Here is an 18357-nt window from a genome sequence, read left to right as displayed (position 1 = left end):
GATTGCCTTCTACCGCCTGGCAAGATATACCGGGCAAAAGAGGATTAGCGATGATAAAGCAGGTCCGCGCGAATTATGATGCGCCAGTAATAGAAAAAGAGATCCAGAGCTACTGGAACTCGACCAAAGCTTATGAGAAGACCAAAGAACTGAGGTCCAAAGGAGAGAAATTCCACTTCCTTGACGGCCCGCCGTATACAACAGGTGCGATCCACCTCGGAACGGCGATGAACAAGACCCTGAAGGACATCATGATCAGATATCTGAGAATGAACGGTTACAATGTCCGAGATCAACCGGGTTTTGACATGCACGGGCTTCCGATCGAAGTTCAGGTCGAAAAGAAGATAGGTGTTCACTCAAAGAAAGAGATCGAAGAGATCGGAATAGATAAATTCGTAGACACCTGCAAGAAGTTCGCAGTCGAATTGAGAGAAAGCATGACCGACCAGTTCAAGCAGCTGGGAGTATGGATGGACTGGGACAACCCATATCAAACAATAAAGTTAGACTATATCGAGTCAGCATGGTGGACGGTCAGCAAAGCATACGAAAAAGGATTACTCGGACCTTCCAGCAAGGTCATCACATGGTGTCCCAGATGCGAGACCGCTCTCGCAGAGGCCGAGATCGAATACTGGGATGAGACGGACCCTTCCGTGATAGTAAGGTTCCCGCTGAAAGATGGCAGCGCATCTCTGGTCATATGGACAACGACCCCATGGACCCTGCCGTCGAACATGGCGGTTGCCGCACACCCGAAAGAAGAATACGCAAAGGTAAAGCTCACATCTGACAAAAAGGAAGAAACGGTCATCTGCATGCTGTCCCAGGCAGAATACGTCGCAAAGAAGGGCGGTTACGACAAGTTCGATGTGATAAAGAAAATGTCGGGAAAACAACTGGAAGGTCTCGAGTACATACCGCCGTTCTTCATAGACGAGAAACACCTGAAGAGAAGCAAATGGACATTCAAGGTCCTGAACGCCGACTATGTGGAAAAAAATAATACCGGTCTGGTCCACACGGCGCCCGGATTCGGTCCGGATGACTACGAAACCGGGAAAAAATACAGCATCGAACCGTTCTGCCCCGTGGGAGAATCGGGCAGGTTCACAGAAGAGTTCCCCCTTATGGCCGACAAGAAGGTAAAGACCGCCAACGAGGACATACTGAAGTACCTGGCCAATAAAGGATTACTTTTCAATTCCGACAAAACAAAGCACAGGTACGGGCACTGCTGGAGATGCAAAACACCCATAATATACAGGAACACCCGCCAATGGTTCATCGAAGTTCCGGAGATCAAAGAAAAAATGCTCGAAGAGACAGAGAGGGTCAAGTGGGTCCCGGAATGGGCCGGTGAATCCAGAGAGAAGAACTGGGTCGAAGGCGCAAGAGAATGGTGCATATCCAGGCAGAGGTACTGGGGGATACCCATACCCGTCTGGGAGTGCAAATGCGGAGAGATGCACGTTGTAGGTCAGTACAAGGACCTTCGCGGCGGCATCGGGTACAAAGAAGGAATGGACACCCACAGGCCGTGGATAGATGAGGTCACATTTGAGTGTAAGAAATGCGGGTCCGTCATGCACAGAGTAAAAGATGTTCTGGATGTCTGGTTCGACTCCGGCGTGGCCGCATGGGCGCAGTTCGGATATCCCGCAAAAAAAGAGGGTTTCGAAAAGTGGGGATTCGGAAAGTTCATAATCGAAGCCCACGACCAAACCAGAGGATGGTTCTATACCCAGCTTGCGTCCGGAGTAGTGTCCTTCGGCCGCGCCCCTTACGACGAGGTCATGATGCACGGCTGGGTGCTCGATCCTAAAGGACAGAAGATGTCCAAGTCAAAGGGGAACGTGATCGAACCGCTGGAGATAATAAACGAGCTCGGAGCGGATTCTCTCAGACTTTACCTGATAAAAGCGAATGCTCCGTGGGAAGATACAGCTTTCCAGAAGGACGGGCCGAAGAATGCGAGAAAGATCCTCAACACATACTGGAACGTCGTTAACTTCGCTTCCACATACATGAACATAGATAATTACGAACCGTCCGCCCATACCTTGGAAAGCGTCAGCAAGAATCTTAGGAACGAAGACAAATGGATGCTTTCCAGAACCGAAAAAGTAAAGAAAGCGGTCACTCTCGGCCTTGAGTCCAGAGAGCTTCACAAGGTCGCGAGAGCGCTTGAGGATTACATCATGGAGGACCTCTCCCGCTGGTACGTCCGTCTCGTAAGGGACAGGAGCTGGAGCGAAGGCAGCGATTCATACGACGACAAGATGGCTTCTTATTTTGTTCTTCATTATGCGATAATGAACACCGCTTTGCTTCTTGCGCCGCTGACCCCCCACATTGCCGAGGAGATCTATCAGCACATGGGCGGTAAGAAACAATCGATCCACATGGAAGATTGGGTGAAATGCGACGAATCCCTCTTCGATGACGGTCTGGAGCGCAGCACCTACCTGATACAGAATGTCATTGAGGTCATAGCCGCGGAAAGGGCGAAGATGGGAAGCAAGCTCAGATGGCCTCTGAAACAGATATTCATCAAAGGCGAGAAAGATGTCAACAAAGCGATATCGGTCTTTGAAGAAGTCCTGATGCAGCAGGGCAACATCAAGAAGATAAAGTATGTGAGATCCGACAGCGAAGTTAAGGATCTGGAAGGGGTCGAGTTCGACGGCGGGAAGATCTTCATCGACTTTGACGTAACGCCGGAGATCGAAGCGGAAGGTTATGCGAGAGAGCTCATCAGAAGGATACAGCAGATGAGAAAGGACATGAAGCTCAACGTCGAACAGTACATAAACTGCGATGTGAGCGCCGAACCTTATCTGGTGGGCCTTTTCAACACATGGGCGGATCATATCTCGTCCGAGGTAAGGGCGAAGAAACTGGTCTTCACAGACAGCCCCGGCGGGGATGAGATAAAGACATGGGATGTCACGGGAAAGGACATAGTGATCGGTATAAGTTCTGCCGAACAGTAAAAACCGAGGGCGTGCGCCCTCATTTCAACATTTTTAACATTTTATTGACAACATCGTATGTCTGCGGTACGATGGATGAATCTTTCTTGATATCCTCCGGCGTGATCCACTCGAAACTCAGATTTTCCTTGTTCAATACTGGCCTGGGGTTCCTCACTCTGAAAAGGAAGGGATAGACCTCCCAGATGGTACTCCCTTCTCTTACGAATATCGGCGGGAGACGTGCATCCGGTTCAGAGACCTTGATCCGTGTCTCTTCCATTATTTCCCTGGGTGCAGTGTTCACGATGTCCTCGCCCGGCTCTACCTTGCCCGCAACAAGCGATCTTCTTGAGGGGAACGACTTTGCTGTGTCTGGACGTTTGAGAAGCAGGACCTTGCCGCTTTCGTTGAGAAGTGCGCACGAGACCGTTTGGACCACTCTGATGCCTTTTATCTCCACGGTGCCGTTGTCGCCATCTATTATGACATCGTCGCCGTCCTGAAGGAGATCGATGTCTATCTTGTCGACCATCGGTATCGAGGATATCACCGCACCCGTGGTGACGATCGTCTCTGCGGTATTGTTGACGACTGCGATCGGCGCCTTACCGTGGACCATCAGATCGTACATCACAAAGGAACCTACAGTGCTCCCTTTGCCTGCATAGAAAACGAACACTTTCCCCGCGATGTTCCCTTCGGCGACCTTGAGATCCCCGGTGGTCGCATTGACGCCTCCGAGAAAACTGAACGTTTCGTTGAGTTTCAGGACCGTGCCTTCCACTTTCCCCGATGATATCGCTCTTCCCTGAATTATCACAGGACAACCTCCATAAGTTTCGGTATGTCCCTGCAGATCGCTTTCTGCGAGCACAAGGTCGGAAGATAGTTTCCCGCTTTCGCCGAGTTCGTTCCCGTTCTCTGGAAGGTTCCTTCTATCGGGGAAACGACCATGCATGTGTCTGCCAGAACAGGGCCGAATCCTTCCATTATCTTAACTTCCTCGGGGCACTCATCGCGTACCTTTGACGAAGTGCAGAACCAGATCTCCACATTTTTGTTCTTCTTTTTCTTTCCTTTCAGAAAAGCGGCGATATCTTTCATTTCTTTGACACTGAGGTGCGGGCAGCCGATCGCGATAAGCTGTATGTCTTCTGTTGTGTTCAGTTTGTCGTATGCTTCCTTAAGCTCTTTCTTCCCTATGTGTATCGTCTCAAGGCCGCTTACATCATAGTTCCCTGCCTCCGGTGTCACTCCCTCCACATGATACAGTGCAACCGAGCCCGATGCCGCCATTGCGGCCGACATGGTCTTTGCGTCATCCACCTGAGGGTTGATGCCCCTGAAATACGGTATGCCGCTTCCTATGGCCATTCCCACCGCCTGTCCGAGCATAGAATAGCTGAACACGGACCCGTCGATCTCCGCATCGATTATTACGGTAGGTCTCCTGTTCTCATCCAGATGCAGACCGTAGTTCGCCGTCTTTCCGATAATAGCGGATGCTAACGCTCCCGGCCCCCCTTCCCTGTTCGTCCTGGCGCCGATATAAGAATTGACAAAGGAAAGAGCGGATGATTCCGCCCATGCGACGTGATCTCCAAGCGAGGGTACGTTGTCGCCTAAATACGGTGTGCAGGAACAGGTGGTCCTCACGCCTATCTTCCTGTACAGCTCGATTATCTTCAATTGTTTCTCCGCGAATTGAGAGGTGATGTGCATCTCTTTCCATCTTTCCCTGTCCATCCCTATCGGATTCAGGGTAGAAGGTACAGATACCGTCGCCCCTCCCTTCACAACATCCTCGAGGTACTTCAGGCCGCCGTCGCCGATCGTTTTGTATGATGCGCCCGAAAGATGTGCGGACGTAATGTCAATAAGATCCTCTGCGCCGTATATCTTACCCAGTGCCACGACGAGTTCCATTGCTTTACGGCTGCTCTCGCCGTCCTCTCCGGCAAGTATTCTCTCTTCACCTCGAGTAAGATACATACAGTCAGTAATGGAACAATCATTAATCAATTATTTGATTGCCAGCGGCCTGAGGCACACCGGAAGATTTCCTTTTTCATCGCGGTGGTAAGGCACGCAAGCGCAGCAATTCCCATGGCGCGGGCATTCTGTTTTCGGGCATGTACATTTGACGGGGGGATCGCAGGTCATGATGGGAGTATAAAAGAAGAAGAAATTAAATGGTTTTGATTCTAGTCCGTTCGAGAATTCTTTTCTCTTACAGCTTGAATGCGTCCTTGATTCCGCCGCCGGCGATAAGCGTACCGGCCGTCAGTATTGATGCTGCCATTGCAATCGCATCTGCGCTGACTTTGCCCTCGCCGATGAGGTCGGCTCCGATCTTTATTATAAATCCGAGGATAATAAAGTATATTATCGCGAATATAATAAAGATAACCAGCGATACAATTGCACTGAGTATTCCTTTTCCATCCATTCTAACACTTTTCCTGTCTCGTGAGAGACTGGGTATATGAATCAATGTATCAAGCATATAAATGTATCTACGATTTTTGCATAAAAACAGCCTTTTTTGTTGTTTCTCATCGAAAATTTGAACATGTCAAGATGGCCAGCATATGATCAAGCAATGCGCATAATACATTATGCGACGGGTTTTTTTCTTATTTTGACCAGCTTGACAACATCACCTACTTCGTTGTCCGTAAGGATCCTATAGTGTATCCAACCGCCGTGCTCGCCGCAGGGATAACGATCCCTCCATAGATCCTTGGTCTTCGGCAACATCGACGGAAGGATATCTTCTATCAAAGGGACATGTTTGTCTCCGATCCGCAACGTGACTGTGAATGCACCCTTCTCGAAGAACACATAACAGAGATGGGCCGACCTATGGCTGTATTTGTAACCCCAGCCGTAATTGTTGCCGAACGGGAATTTCAGCTCTCTGGAAAGCAGATGATTCGATCTCAGATCGTTCTCAAAATCATTAAGGCGTCTGCGGCTTTCCGGACCTATGTGTTCTGCGATCGTCGCTTCATTCGGTATGATGCTCTTGTCTAGCAATCTTTCATACATCTGCCATCGCCAACGGCTATGTTGTCTATATTCTTCTATTTATATTCTGGTTGAAGATGCGGGCCGGCGTACGCAGTGTCACAACTCCGTCCTTTTTTCACAAAAACGACTATTAATATACAATAGAACAATACATATCTATGCCGTTCTTTGACGATAATAAAAACGTAGGACTCCTGCTCCTGTTGTTAGGTTTCTTGACCATAGTAACAGGAATAGTAATGGCAGCTACCCACGGGAACAGATCCGTTGTTGGCGGCATAGTAGGGGCGGTTGGAGGCATAATCTGCGGTTTGCTTTACCTCATAGCGGGATATAACATCCGAGAATCAAGCGACAAAATCAAAGGAATCATTCCTCTGATAGGAGGGATCGTCGGTCTCAAGACAATAGATTATGGTAACAAAATCAGTGTCTTTGCCTTAGTTCTGATGGTCTTTGGAGTTGGTGAGATCGTCTACGCATTGTTCAATGCAATAGCATTTGCAATATTGGGGTTTGCGGTCGTCGCAGTAATCGTTCTTGTATTAGCAATATTGGTCGGCATTTTCTTTATATATGTCTCGACAGTGATCTCGGGGGACAGAAAGTCATCTTCGGGCAACACCCTTTGGATCATATTGTTAATATTTGTTATACTTGGAATAATACAGAGAATATTATCGATTACCGGAATCAGTACCGCCCACCTCATAATGACGGTTCTTACTGCTGTCTGTGCAATAGTCATTTACATCTACTTGTTGTTCATGACCATATCGCCAGAAGTCAAAACAATACTGGATGTGAAGTGAGCAACTCGCCCGAATAAATGCTTTAAAAACAACTTCCTTTCTTTATACTCCTCTGGGTTTTAGTATATATTTGTTTTTTGTATATATTTGTTATATAGTATGTATTAAATATATTCGTCCTTATTCTTTTTACGGTCTAATGCGGCAAACAAAATGCCACAAAGGATTCAAACCAACCAAAGAAGTGATAAAATGAAAAATAAAAAAATATATTCAATTGCAACAGTGGCGATACTCGTTGCAGTTGGAATTTGGATCTTCGGGGGGGGGGCGGAGGCATCCACAGCAACAATTATGCAAATGGAGATACAGTAAAGACTGTTTTTTCAGACCATGAGGTAACTGTCTTCGCAGATACTGAGTTTACACAAGACGTGTCTGACGGTCTCTCTCAATTCACATCAAAAGTGCAAGCCAAAAATAGTATTGACGACTCAGACATCGGAGAAATAGTCATTTTTGACGGAAAATGGATTTACGAAAATAATAACGCCTTGACTAATCAATTAATAAATGATCTAATCAAACAAGGAATCCCTACTCTGTTCATAGATTCGGACTCGTATTTGTTCAAGTGCTCTGATATAAATATTCAATCACTAGAATTCTCTGAAAATACTGTTGCATATGGGGTATTTGAGAACGAATCAGGCATTGATATAACATACAGCATCGAAGGGGAAGGCCGAATTAATGCCGCATCTATGCTGTATGCTTGGGCTAGTGAAATGATTTCTGGTAAGGATCCACAATTTGTTGCCGAAACACTCTCATGGATGAATACAAAGAATACTCCAACCACAGATGAAGTTTCTTTGTATAGCAATGCCCCCCTTGGTGCATCAGTCTCAGCACAATGGGTAAAGATCCTAGACAACACTGTCTCTATCCGCTGTGATGACTATGGGTACTTTTCTGAAAGAACCGTTGCATTCAAACTTAACAACTATACGTTAGATACTGCAAACGACTATTATTCATTCCACTATTACCAATATGCCCAACCAACCGGCGACGGCCGCACTGCAGATATATATTTGCAGTGGCAATATGCAGCGAACGGTCCTAAGCTGGTTGAATTCTCTCCCAACACAACCTCTGGGACTAATTCGTCCTCTGCTGGTGTTTCACTCGGTATGGGAATTATAAACGCATCAGCGTCGTATAGTACGTCCTGGTCATATTCGATCAGCGATGTTGTATTGCATAATTCATCAAAAATAGCCACAAACGAGGTAAACTTTTGGCACGACGTAAGTGAAAATAGAGCTGTTGGTAGCAGCACATACTATGTGGAACCGTGCATTACTGTGAAAGTTCCAAAGGGGACTCCGTATCAGCATGTTGATGTTCATAAAGTACAATTCTGTAAACGTTATATAATCCCCATCATGCCGAGCTTTTTTAATATTCAGGCACTAAAGTATGCTCTTTTGGGGCCAGACTATTATTATGACTCTTACAAGACATATACACTAACCTACTCTGTGAATATTAAATGAAAACGCATTTAATAAACTGTTTACGATGGCCTTGCCATCTTATTTTTTTATTCCATCAGAGATTGGTCTGTTTTCACACACGACCACTCGGTTTGGTAATGCACTATGTCAAAGACAGGTTCTTTCAATATCCAATCAAAGTTATATGATGCAGAACAGGCGGGCCGGCCGGGATTCGAACCCGGGTCAAAGGCTTCGGAAGCCTCCATGCTATCCAGGCTATACTACTGGCCCTTTTCAGTTGCGGTAAAAAGATAAGATTTTTTGCCGGGGGACCAGATACTTCCCCCGGCGATCCTGTGGCCCCGTCTTGAGAGGGAGGGAGCCGAATGAAGATTGTTCACTCTTTCTTCTTGAACTCGGTGTATCCGCACCTTCCGCATGATACACGGTCCTTGTGGGTCGCCATGAAGGTTCCCGGTCCGCATTTGGGGCAGGTGGGCTTTATCCGCTCTGCCTTGTTCCCGTTGATCTTGTAGGCGTCTTTCTTAGATACCGATTTCGGGCCTTTCGGTGCCTCTTTCTTCTTTCCTGCGGGTGCCGCTCCTCCTTTTGCAGCAGGGGCTCCTCCCTTTGCTGCCGGTGCTCCCGCCGCCGGCTTAGCCGCCGGTTTCGCTGCTGGTGCTTTTGCGTCTGCCATGTTCATCACTTCGCCTTAGGTGCCGGTGCAGGGGCTGCCGCCGGCGCCGCTCCGGGTGCCGCTCCTTCTTTGGGTGCGGGCGGAGGTACGCCTATTCCGTTCCTCTTGAGGAGGTATTTGCTCTCATACGACATCGCAGATTCTTTGCTGTCGTACACTTTTGCGTATCCTTTGGATTTCCCTATGCCGTAAAGTGACTCGATGTTGTCGATCACGACACAGTCCCTTTTGGACTTCGTTTTCTTCGCTATGTCCTCTGCAACAGCATTCCTGCCGGGAGTTGTCTCGCCGACGTGGTCTATTGTGAAATAGACCTCCTTCCTGCTCTGCAAAGGATTCTCTTTCTGGTTCGTTATCTCTATCTTCATTCCAACTCCTCCGTCATTTCCATGAGGTAATGAGCTTTCTTTCGGATGTTCTCATCGGTCCTGATGAGTTTCATCCCCTTTCCGGGCCATCCGTAGATTATCTTTGTGCCTTTGGGAGAGAGAAGTATGCACGGTATCACCGCCAGATCTTCTTCACCTTCCACACGGATTATCTCTTCTTTCCCGTTCAAAGCGTTTTTTATTTCGATGAAGAGGTCGGCCGTTATCGTTCCGGCCTCGTTCTTCACCGTTCTTTCTTCCCATCCCCTGTTCTTCACAAGGGTTGCGAATTCGGTCATCTCCTTTCTTTCCGTGTATCCGTCATAGATACACAGGTCGGGGATGATCCCATGTTTCACCACTGTCAGCGACACCACGTCGCCGACGGTGATCATCTTCGGCTTTTTGCCGATGACAGTCAGTTCTTCTTCTTTGAGGTCTCTCCCTAAAGGTTCCTTGAAAAGATCTCTGCTCTTTTCCGGAACTCTTCGGCTGCCGTACTCCATCAGCGGACCTTCAGAGCATATCTGCCGTTGGCCGTTATGCCCATTTTGGCAGCGATCTCCGATTTCTCAAAGTCGATCACCGCAACAAACCCCTGCCACTCTTTCGATGTTTGGCCTCCGCAGCGGGGGCATGTATCCATTTCCGTCAGGAAATTGCATTGTTTGCATGCTCTGTAAACGGGCCCGGCCATATTACGCACCGCCCTGTTGCTGCTGTCTGTTCTTGCGGTCTTCCTCAAGCCACTGGAGTTTTCCGAGTCCGGGCTGTCTCATAGTCAGTCCGATCTTGCTGTCCTGAGGGTTCTTTTCGTTCAGATCGATGCTTACGATCCTTGCCTTCACTATGTCTCCGACGGAAAGGCTCCTGTTCGTGTCTTTGCCGATGAGCCTTTGGTTCGTCTCGTCTATGTCGACGCGGTCATCCATCACTTGGCTGATGTGAAGGAGGCCGTCGAGCGGCCCGAATCTGACGAAGGCACCGAATTTGAGGATCTCCACCACTACGCCTTCTATCATCTCGTTGTCTTTCAGTTTGAAAACGATCTGGTCGTACTTCACTGTCTGGTAGACGGCTCCGTCACCGTGGACGATGCGTCCCGGTCCTATCGGCCTTACGTTCCTGATGAGAACGGTCACTTCCTTATCATCGCCGATCTTCCCCTCGAATGATTCCCATGTAAGGGAATCGATCACTTTTTCGATATCTTCGTCGAGCTCCGACGGGGGGATCCTGACGATCCTCTCAGCCTCTGTCAGCATATACATAGCGGGTCCTCTTGGAAGCATGGATTAAAGCTATCATATATAAACCCATTCGTGCTTTTATAAGAATAATAAGAATGCGGGCTTGCGCCCGCTTGAATGAAATTGTTTTACACTACCACAAAGAGTACTGCCGTAACCAGACATACGGTGGACAGAAGCTTCACGAGAACGTGGATCGACGGTCCTGCCGTGTCCTTGAACGGATCTCCGATGGTGTCACCGACGACCGCTGCCGAGTGAGCGGGCGATCTCTTTCCGCCGTGGTTACCCTCTTCGATGTACTTCTTTGCGTTGTCCCAGGCTCCTCCTCCGTTGTTGAGGAAGTTTGCCATAAGGATACCGACGATGGTCCCGACCATTATCAGTGCACCGACTGCCATGTATGAAAAGTCCCTGAACTCTTCCGTGCCGCCGAATGCCAGCCTGTAAATGATCCCGAATACCACCGGTACAAGGATCGGAAGCATTGCGGGAACGACCATTGCCCTCAATGCGCCGCGTGTTGCGATGTCGACACACTGTGCGTATCCGGGCTCTGAAGTTCCGGCCATGATGCCGGGGTCCTCGCGGAACTGTCTGCGTACCTCTTCGATCATCTCTCCGGCTGCCCTTCTGACCGCCCTTATCGCAAGCGATGCGAAGAAGAACACCAGTACCGCTCCGATCAGTGCACCGCAGAATATGAGCGGCTGACCGATGTTGATCTGGAATACCTGGGTGAGCTCGACGCCCTTGATCTCTGCAACGATCTCGAAGAACGCTGCGAACAGCAAGAACGCTGCGAGTGCGGCGGATGCCATTGCGTAACCCTTAGTGAGTGCCTTTGTGGTGTTCCCTGCCATGTCCAGCTTGTCGGTCCTTGCCCTGACCTCGTCAGGCTGGTTTGACATCTCTGCGATACCGCCGGCATTATCGGTAATGGGGCCGAATGTGTCCTCTGCAAGTATGAAAGCGGAGGATGCGAGCATTGCGATCGTGCCTATAGCGGTTCCGTACAGTCCGAAAGCCATCGGGCTTGCGCCATCGGGGGCCGCAAAGTATCCGAGCATGTATGAGGCGATGATCGCCACAACGATGCATATTACAGGCAGGACGGTCGATTCCATTCCGACCGCGATCCCTTCTATGACGTTTGTCGCCGCTCCAGTCTCCGAAGCATCGGCAATTCCCTTGACGGGCTTGTGGTCGCCTGTGTAGTACTGGGTGATGTAAACGATCGCCAATCCTAGCACGATACCTACAATCCCCGCTCCGACGAAGAAATACCACTGTGAAGTATCCTGATGAAGCATGAAATACGTTGCAATGGTCATGAACACGACCACGAGCACTATGGTGATGTAATAACCGAGGTTGAGCTGTTTGAACACATTGACCTCATCCTCCCTCATTCTCACACAGAGGATCCCTATGAGCGATGCGATGAGTCCGAAGGCCATGAGGACCAGCGGAAGGAACACCCAGTTGTAGTGTCCGGGCACCATCCATCCGGCTGCGGTCAGGACCGCTGTGCCGATGACCATCGATCCGATGATCTCTGCTGCTGTTGATTCGAATATGTCTGCACCGCGTCCGGCACAGTCCCCTACGTTGTCTCCCACCAGGTCCGCAATGACTGCGGGGTTCCTGGGGTCATCTTCCGGTATACCGGCTTCTACTTTTCCTACAAGGTCGGCACCGACGTCCGCTGCTTTTGTGTAGATACCTCCGCCGAGCTGTGCGAACAGAGCCGCAAAGGAAGCACCGAATGCGTATCCTACGACCGCATGCAGGGTCTTTACCATGTTTTCGTCTTGCAGTGAAAAATAAACAAAGAAGACGGCGAACAATCCGACCAGGCTGAGCGTTGAAACAGCTATACCTGAAATCGCACCGCCGCGGAACGAGCACACGAATGCGTCTTTGAAGGACTTCTGTGCCGCACTTGCGGTCCTGATGTTAGCGTTCACAGATATCTTCATTCCGATGAATCCGGAAAGTATCGAGAATCCGGCTCCGATGAGGAATGCAATTGCAACCTTCCATCCGAGGTAGTTCTGGAAACTCTCTACCAGTCCGGCAAGAGCCAGAACGATAGCCAATATAATGCTGATGATCCCTATCGTCATGTACTGACGCCTGAGGTAGGCCATCGCACCGGTCTCGATCGCATCAGATATCTTCTGCATCTCAGGAGTACCCTTGTCCCTTGACCAGATATTCCTGAAGAAATAAAGCGCGAAGATCAATGCGACGACCGCGGCGATGGGGATCATGAAGAGCATATTGTTTGTATCAAGTATGTCAATCATTTTGATTTAACCCCTTATAGGTCATGATACCCATTCTTTGTATATAATAGTTAAAGTGACGATGGCTTTAATGGGGCTTGAAAATCATGCGTAAGGGTCGCACCAGAGGCCTTTTTCTTCGGCTATCTTTCTTAGTTCTTTGACCGACAGCACGCCGTTGCTGTCCTCGCAGACGAACACGGTCCTCTCGGAATCGGCGAATCCCGCGCCGACCGTGGCCAACGGGTTGAGTATCTCTTTTCCGAAGACCCTTCTTGCGCAAAGCGCGCCGATGTTGCATGTGAGAGATACGACGATGTCGGCTCTGCCGAACATCTCTTCGTCATATTTGGAGCGGACCTTTCCTTCAAGACAGGAGGCACTGGTATCAAGAACTCCGAGGACATCTATTCCGTCGCTCTTCAGCGCTGACGCCAGCCTTTCGGCCGACTCTTTCCCGCCTACATCATAACACAGTCTGGCACATGTGTTGCAGGTCCATATCACAACCTTTTTTCCTATAAGGCTGTTCTTTAGTTCCGAATAGGGTCTGTCCCGTGCTACCATCAACACGGGATGGAATCTTTGATTATGTATAATAGTACTGCTCCTCTGAGTTATTTTGTAGAAAAGAATTGCGCATGTTCGGTGCGGTTGTTCAGGCCGCACCGGTATCATGCTTTTTATCCGAGTTCAGCAACGCAACGAATACGGATATGGCAGATATTACCGCAAATATCACAAATGCCAACTGAAGGCCGCTTTGGAACGATGCCAGCCCCGCAAGCAGATCGGAAGGGTCCACCGGTATTCCGGCATCCGGCCCCAGGAAAATGTACATCATAACACTCTGACTCAATCCCGCCAAGACTATCGGGAATGCTATCGCGAGACTGAACATATTTCCTGTATTCCTAAGCATCATCCTTGTACCCGAGGCGGTACCGCGGCGCTCCGAGGGGATGGATGTCATGACTGAACTTGCGTTCGGTGACATGAACAATCCTCCGCCGCAGCCCATTATCACCATTAACACTATGATCCACCACAAGGGCGTACCTGCATCGATGAATGCCAATCCGATCAATGATATAGTTGTCAATGTAAGTCCTACAACGGTCAAAAGCCTCGGCCCGTATTTGTCGGACCATCTGCCGGAAAGCGGTCCGATGATCATCATCGGGACACCGCTCGGTATCAAAAGCAGACCTGCCGTCAATGCGTCCTTGCCTAACGGTCCCTGGAAATAGAATATCAGCAGGAACGTCGCCGCACCGATGCACAGTCCGTTCAATAAGTTGCTGGCATTTCCTACAGCATATCTTCTGATGCGGAAAAGACTCAGGTCCATCATCGGATATCTCACTTTCCTTTCGATCATTATGAACAACGCCAGGAATATAACTCCGATCACCGTCAGAACATACACTGTGAACATCGGTGCGGCATCGCCTAAGGACATGTAGGAAAGCGCGGTAAGCACTCCGAACAGACCGACCAGGAATGTTGCCGTTCCCAACCAATCGAAGGTCTGCACTTTGACCTCCCATCTGGGTTCCTTAAGGCGGTACCATGCCCATACCATTCCGAACAGTGCGATGGGGACATTGAAGAAGAATATCCATTCCCACCCCACCTGCACAAATATGCCCCCGATCACCGGACCGATCACTATGCCGGCGGCAACGGCGATCGAATTCACACCCAGACCGAATCCGAGTTTGTTCTTGAGGAATGCGTCGGTGATCATTGCCGTACTGTTTGCCAGGAGCATTGATCCGCCGAGTGCCTGAACTATCCTGCATGCCACAAGCACCCATCCGCTCCCGCCGTTGAATATGTGTCCGGATAATCCGCAGAGAAGCGACCCCAATGCAAAAACGCCGAATCCCATGACGTACATCTTTTTTCGTCCGAACATATCGGAAACTCTGCCGAGGACCGGGACCATGATGGTGGTCACCATGAGATATATCAAAAGGACCCATAACATGGTCATAAAATCCATGCGGAGCGATTCCAGCATGTCCGGAAGAGCGATCATAAGCGCGGAACCCTGCATCGTTGCGAGGAGCGCACCGACGGTCGTTACCGATAATACGGTCATTGCGTACTTGTCCCGTCTTTTCATATCCTCAATGACGTTTGGGTCTATGTGGGCGTTGTCTTCCGAAATAATATCATCTTCTGTTGACTTATAGCTATGCCGGAGCGGAAACGTAATGCGTTCTCCCCCTATAGAATAAGAGCTGGATTGGGTTATTTTTATCATATTGATATACTTTTTGTTCTTGCGGCGGCTTGCTAAATAAATGAAAAGTTACAGACAAACTATTTAACAGGGCAGGGCCTGAACATTGAATCAAAGAGCAAAGGTATTCAAATGACAGATTTAGAACTAATCCCGGTAAAAGATATCAAGATCACAAAGAACATGTCTGCGGACCAGCTTCTGAAAGCGATGGGAGAAGCGGGCGGCTTCACTGCCCAAAAACTCGCCGATGCCACCAATATCGTCGAGGCCATGGTAAAGGACAAGGACTGCCTGAAGATACTCTCGTTCCCCGCATGTATAATGGCTACCGGAACAAGAGGGGTCATTGTCGACATGGTCAAGAACGGTTTGGTTGATCTTATAATAACAACCTGCGGGACCCTCGACCACGACCTTTCCAGAAGCTATGCGGAATACTACAAAGGCGATTTCATGATGGATGACGAGATGCTCCGCGAGAAGTATGAGATCAGCAGGCTCGGCAATGTTCTCGTCCCGGACGAATGCTACGGTATTGTTCTTGAAGAGAACCTCCTTCCGATGTTCGATGAGATATTTGCGGAGACCCAGTCCCTGACGACCCATGAGATAATAGATGCTGTCGGAGCCAGATTGAACGACGAGGACAGCCTCCTTTATCAGTGTCATAAGAACAAGGTCCCGGTCGTAGTTCCGGGAATAACAGACGGTTCTTTCGGATGCCAGTTATGGATGTATTATCAGATGCACAGAAAGCTGAGGATCGATCTGTTTGGCGACGAACAGATGCTCAGTGAGATGATGAACGCAGCAAAATCCACAGGCGCCGTCATTGTCGGCGGGGGAATATCGAAACACCATGTGATCTGGTGGAGCCAATTCAGAGGCGGACTTGATTACTGCATTTATCTCACCACTGCCGAGGAATACGACGGCTCTTTGTCCGGTGCAAGGATCAGAGAGGCCGTGTCCTGGGGCAAGGTCAAGGCAGACGCAAAAAAGATGACCGTGGAAGGAGATGCCACAATTACTCTCCCGATGATATATGCGGGAGTAATAAGCAGGATCTGAGATGACAAAAAAGATATTGGTTCTTCCGGGAGACGGCGTCGGGCCTTCGGTCGTATCATCGGCAGTAGAGATATTGGAAACAGCAGCGAGAAATAAGACGGAGATCATTTACGGCGATGTCGGCCAGTCGGCTTTTGTCAAAACTTCCGAATATCTGCCGTCGGAGACACTGGACCTTGCCACAGAAGTGGATGCCATATTGGCCGGCGGCACCATCGAGATGCCTGCCGATAGAACATATAACAACCCCATAAGGACTCTGAAAAAACAACTGAACTTGTACTCTGTTGTAAGGAAATTCTATCCTCTGAGCAAGAATTTGGGTGTAAGGGGAGTGGATCTTTTGGTCGTCACCGGGAACACCGACACGCTTCTTAAATCAATAGAGACAGAAACCCTTGACGGCGTAGATTATCATAAGTTCCTTTCGGCCGCATCCTGCAAAAAACTGTTCCAGAACACGCTACGTCTGGCCATCCTCAGGGACCGCAAAAAAATAACATGCGCACACAGGACAAGTGCATTCCCCGCTTTAGACGGGTTGTTCGTAGAATGTTTTTACAAAGAGTTCGCAGGTTCCAGCTTCCTATTGGAAGAAATGGAAGTAGATGAAGTTGCGGCCGAACTGACAAAGAACCCTTCTTCCATGGATGTCATCGTCTCTACCGATATCTACGGCACCGTACTTGCCGGCGTAGTGGCGGGAATGGTCGGGGGCAGCTACCTGACGCCGGTCGGCAACATAGGCGATAACATCGGCCTTTTCGAGCCTATGCACGGTCCCAATCCGAGGTTTATCAGGGACGGGGAAGTGAACCCCACATCTGCGATCCTATCAGGTGCCATGGCCCTTGATTACCTGGGAATGTCGACAGAAGCAGAGAAAATTAGAAGAGCCGTGAGAGACGTCTATGCTAAGGGGACGGTCACCCGCGATGTCGGCGGAAGCTCGACAATATATGAATTCACCGACGCAGTGATCGACACGATGATATCCAATATGTGAGGGAGAAAAATGAAAGATGCAGGACACCGTGAGAGCGTAAGATCGGCTTTAAAGCATGAGAGAGGAGACAGGATACCCGTCAATAACTTCGCATTGGTAACAGCGGCGAGAAGTGCCGGATATACCGTTGAGCAGGCAAGAAAGGATCCGAAGATCTCGGCAAAGGTCTCCATCGACTATTCCATCAAGACATTGTCTGATTTTGTCAAACCTGTCTTGGATTCACAGGTCCCCTTCGCAGACCTTGGTATGGATGTCAGATTCCCGGAAGATGATTACGGATACATCAAAAGCCATCCAGTCAAAGACCCAGAGGATATTGACAAGTTGGCGCTCTTCGACCCGAATGCGGCGAAAGAGTGTCCTATGTTCACGAAAGTGATCGTTGAAGGACTGAGAGAGACCAGCAGGATGTTGGAGGAGGACCTCCACATATGCGGTCTGTCATGGGGGCCCATTACGACTGCGGGATATCTCATGGGCACCGAGGAAATGATCATGATGGCCCTGATGGAACCTGACATGGTGAAAAAACTCATGGTCAAAGTGGCGCCTTTCGTCGCAGAGATGCAGAGAACGATGATAGATGCCGGCGCTACCGTCATGTGGATGGCGGACCCCACTTCGTCTGGGGATCTGCTTTCGCCGAGTATGTTCAAGGAGTTCTCGTACCTTGGGTTAAAAGAGGTCATACCAACCGTAAAGAAAGAGAAAGATGTCCCTTCCTTCCTGCACATATGCGGGAACACATTGGAAATAATGCCTATGCTGCCTGAACTGAAAGTGGATTGTTTCAGCTTCGACCATGCGGTTGACCCCGGCAAGGCGAAGAAGCTCGCAGGGAAGAAAATGGCCCTGATGGGGAACATAGATCCCGTCAAATACATCATGAGCGGAAACCCGGCAGAAATAAAGGACGAGTGCCGCAGGATCATCGACCTTGCGGGAAGGGACGGCGGATTCATATTGTCTCCGGGATGCGAGACCCCTATATCCAGCCCAGATGTGAATGTCAGGGCGATGGGGCAGGCGGGACAGGATTACTGGAAACACCGCTGAAAAATGAGAACGTAGTATAACTGTACGTGTACGGTTCTATAAAGGATCTCAAGAATAAATGAAATGCCGAGGGAGTGAGCCCGGATATCC

16 protein-coding genes, 1 tRNA gene and 3 pseudogenes are annotated in these 18357 nt (G+C 49.3%); 6 read left to right on the top strand and 14 right to left on the bottom strand.

All coding sequences use genetic code 11. From position 1 onward, the window contains the following. The first annotated feature begins 50 nt into the window (after positions 1-50). On the top strand, positions 51-2999 hold the full coding sequence (gene ileS / locus Mpt1_RS01900; RefSeq protein ID WP_048111607.1) for an isoleucine--tRNA ligase: 2949 nt from the start codon (positions 51-53) through the stop codon (positions 2997-2999). A gap of 19 nt (positions 3000-3018) precedes the next feature. Here ileS and Mpt1_RS07900 read toward each other — a convergent pair. The 5 genes and pseudogenes from Mpt1_RS07900 to Mpt1_RS01880 form a co-directional block, all read right to left on the bottom strand. Further along, positions 3019-3399: pseudogene (locus Mpt1_RS07900) on the bottom strand (NUDIX domain-containing protein); the annotation flags it as partial. A gap of 30 nt (positions 3400-3429) precedes the next feature. Continuing rightward, positions 3430-3801 (bottom strand): annotated as a pseudogene (locus tag Mpt1_RS07895) (aconitase X swivel domain-containing protein); the annotation flags it as partial. Further along, a complete protein-coding gene (locus Mpt1_RS01890; protein ID WP_048111606.1) occupies positions 3798-4973 on the bottom strand; it encodes an aconitase X in 1176 nt (391 codons plus the stop codon). The pseudogene Mpt1_RS07895 and the gene Mpt1_RS01890, both read right to left, overlap by 4 nt. Positions 4974-5211: 238 nt before the next feature. Continuing rightward, positions 5212-5430, bottom strand: a complete 219-nt coding sequence (locus tag Mpt1_RS01885) for a hypothetical protein (RefSeq protein WP_048111605.1) — start codon at positions 5428-5430, stop codon at positions 5212-5214. Positions 5431-5597: 167 nt separating this feature from the next. Beyond that, positions 5598-6032 carry a DUF3788 family protein gene (locus Mpt1_RS01880; RefSeq protein WP_048111604.1) on the bottom strand — a complete coding sequence of 145 codons (435 nt, stop codon included), beginning with the start codon at positions 6030-6032 and terminating at the stop codon, positions 5598-5600. 140 nt (positions 6033-6172) lie between these two features. On the opposite strand from Mpt1_RS01880, the gene Mpt1_RS01875 reads away from it, so the two are divergent. Further along, entirely contained in the window at positions 6173-6826 is a 654-nt protein-coding gene (locus Mpt1_RS01875) for a hypothetical protein (protein ID WP_048111603.1), read from the top strand. A 251-nt stretch (positions 6827-7077) separates the two neighbouring features. Further along, positions 7078-8328, top strand: a complete 1251-nt coding sequence (locus Mpt1_RS01870) for a hypothetical protein (protein ID WP_048111602.1) — start codon at positions 7078-7080, stop codon at positions 8326-8328. A gap of 160 nt (positions 8329-8488) precedes the next feature. Here Mpt1_RS01870 and Mpt1_RS01865 read toward each other — a convergent pair. The 9 genes and pseudogenes from Mpt1_RS01865 to Mpt1_RS01825 all read right to left on the bottom strand — a co-directional run bounded on the left by Mpt1_RS01865 (position 8489) and on the right by Mpt1_RS01825 (position 15008). After that, a tRNA-Arg gene (locus tag Mpt1_RS01865) sits at positions 8489-8562 on the bottom strand. Positions 8563-8668: 106 nt separating this feature from the next. Beyond that, positions 8669-8845 (bottom strand): annotated as a pseudogene (locus Mpt1_RS07890) (30S ribosomal protein S27ae); the annotation flags it as partial. Positions 8846-8973: 128 nt separating this feature from the next. Then, positions 8974-9336, bottom strand: a complete 363-nt coding sequence (locus Mpt1_RS01855; protein ID WP_082007219.1) for a 30S ribosomal protein S24e — start codon at positions 9334-9336, stop codon at positions 8974-8976. Next, on the bottom strand, positions 9333-9842 hold the full coding sequence (locus Mpt1_RS01850) for a GTP-dependent dephospho-CoA kinase family protein (protein WP_048111601.1): 510 nt from the start codon (positions 9840-9842) through the stop codon (positions 9333-9335). Before Mpt1_RS01850 ends, Mpt1_RS01855 begins: the two co-directional genes overlap by 4 nt. Continuing rightward, positions 9842-10033 carry a transcription elongation factor subunit Spt4 gene (gene spt4, locus Mpt1_RS01845; RefSeq protein WP_048111600.1) on the bottom strand — a complete coding sequence of 64 codons (192 nt, stop codon included), beginning with the start codon at positions 10031-10033 and terminating at the stop codon, positions 9842-9844. Before spt4 ends, Mpt1_RS01850 begins: the two co-directional genes overlap by 1 nt. 1 nt (position 10034) lies before the next feature. After that, positions 10035-10601 (bottom strand): DNA-directed RNA polymerase, encoded by a 567-nt coding sequence (locus Mpt1_RS01840; RefSeq protein WP_238603137.1) that lies wholly within the window; start codon positions 10599-10601, stop codon positions 10035-10037. 113 nt (positions 10602-10714) lie between these two features. After that, entirely contained in the window at positions 10715-12898 is a 2184-nt protein-coding gene (locus Mpt1_RS01835) for a sodium-translocating pyrophosphatase (RefSeq protein WP_052399234.1), read from the bottom strand. 84 nt (positions 12899-12982) lie between these two features. Continuing rightward, entirely contained in the window at positions 12983-13444 is a 462-nt protein-coding gene (locus Mpt1_RS01830) for a hypothetical protein (protein ID WP_048111598.1), read from the bottom strand. Between the two features lie 91 nt (positions 13445-13535). Then, a complete protein-coding gene (locus Mpt1_RS01825) occupies positions 13536-15008 on the bottom strand; it encodes an MFS transporter (RefSeq protein WP_048111597.1) in 1473 nt (490 codons plus the stop codon). 252 nt (positions 15009-15260) lie between these two features. Here Mpt1_RS01825 and Mpt1_RS01820 point away from each other — a divergent pair, with 252 nt between their 5' ends. Genes Mpt1_RS01820 through Mpt1_RS01810 form a run of 3 tightly spaced genes read left to right on the top strand, consistent with a single transcriptional unit; the run spans position 15261 to position 18267 of the window. Then, positions 15261-16202: a deoxyhypusine synthase gene (locus tag Mpt1_RS01820; RefSeq protein WP_048111596.1), complete on the top strand. Its 942-nt coding sequence runs from the start codon at positions 15261-15263 to the stop codon at positions 16200-16202. Position 16203: 1 nt separating this feature from the next. Continuing rightward, positions 16204-17208: an isocitrate/isopropylmalate family dehydrogenase gene (locus tag Mpt1_RS01815; protein WP_048111595.1), complete on the top strand. Its 1005-nt coding sequence runs from the start codon at positions 16204-16206 to the stop codon at positions 17206-17208. Between the two features lie 9 nt (positions 17209-17217). Continuing rightward, a complete protein-coding gene (locus tag Mpt1_RS01810) occupies positions 17218-18267 on the top strand; it encodes a uroporphyrinogen decarboxylase family protein (protein WP_048111594.1) in 1050 nt (349 codons plus the stop codon). The last annotated feature ends 90 nt before the right edge of the window (positions 18268-18357 follow it).

The sequence above is a fragment of the Candidatus Methanoplasma termitum genome, from assembly GCF_000800805.1.
Lineage (GTDB): Archaea > Thermoplasmatota > Thermoplasmata > Methanomassiliicoccales > Methanomethylophilaceae > Methanoplasma > Methanoplasma termitum.
Note: the sequence above shows the minus strand (reverse complement) of the source record. Positions and strands in the feature narration are given on the sequence as shown.

What these genes read in the sequence shown, in the direction of transcription:
- ileS (WP_048111607.1), top strand. Translation starts at nt 51, where the DNA reads ATGATAAAGCAGGTCCGCGCGAATTATGATGCGCCAGTAATAGAAAAA.
- Mpt1_RS01890 (WP_048111606.1), bottom strand. Translation starts at nt 4,973, where the DNA reads ATGTATCTTACTCGAGGTGAAGAGAGAATACTTGCCGGAGAGGACGGC.
- Mpt1_RS01885 (WP_048111605.1), bottom strand. Translation starts at nt 5,430, where the DNA reads ATGGATGGAAAAGGAATACTCAGTGCAATTGTATCGCTGGTTATCTTT.
- Mpt1_RS01880 (WP_048111604.1), bottom strand. Translation starts at nt 6,032, where the DNA reads ATGTATGAAAGATTGCTAGACAAGAGCATCATACCGAATGAAGCGACG.
- Mpt1_RS01875 (WP_048111603.1), top strand. Translation starts at nt 6,173, where the DNA reads ATGCCGTTCTTTGACGATAATAAAAACGTAGGACTCCTGCTCCTGTTG.
- Mpt1_RS01855 (WP_082007219.1), bottom strand. Translation starts at nt 9,336, where the DNA reads ATGAAGATAGAGATAACGAACCAGAAAGAGAATCCTTTGCAGAGCAGG.
- Mpt1_RS01850 (WP_048111601.1), bottom strand. Translation starts at nt 9,842, where the DNA reads ATGGAGTACGGCAGCCGAAGAGTTCCGGAAAAGAGCAGAGATCTTTTC.
- spt4 (WP_048111600.1), bottom strand. Translation starts at nt 10,033, where the DNA reads ATGGCCGGGCCCGTTTACAGAGCATGCAAACAATGCAATTTCCTGACG.
- Mpt1_RS01840 (WP_238603137.1), bottom strand. Translation starts at nt 10,601, where the DNA reads ATGCTGACAGAGGCTGAGAGGATCGTCAGGATCCCCCCGTCGGAGCTC.
- Mpt1_RS01835 (WP_052399234.1), bottom strand. Translation starts at nt 12,898, where the DNA reads ATGATTGACATACTTGATACAAACAATATGCTCTTCATGATCCCCATC.
- Mpt1_RS01830 (WP_048111598.1), bottom strand. Translation starts at nt 13,444, where the DNA reads ATGGTAGCACGGGACAGACCCTATTCGGAACTAAAGAACAGCCTTATA.
- Mpt1_RS01825 (WP_048111597.1), bottom strand. Translation starts at nt 15,008, where the DNA reads ATGAAAAGACGGGACAAGTACGCAATGACCGTATTATCGGTAACGACC.
- Mpt1_RS01820 (WP_048111596.1), top strand. Translation starts at nt 15,261, where the DNA reads ATGACAGATTTAGAACTAATCCCGGTAAAAGATATCAAGATCACAAAG.
- Mpt1_RS01815 (WP_048111595.1), top strand. Translation starts at nt 16,204, where the DNA reads ATGACAAAAAAGATATTGGTTCTTCCGGGAGACGGCGTCGGGCCTTCG.
- Mpt1_RS01810 (WP_048111594.1), top strand. Translation starts at nt 17,218, where the DNA reads ATGAAAGATGCAGGACACCGTGAGAGCGTAAGATCGGCTTTAAAGCAT.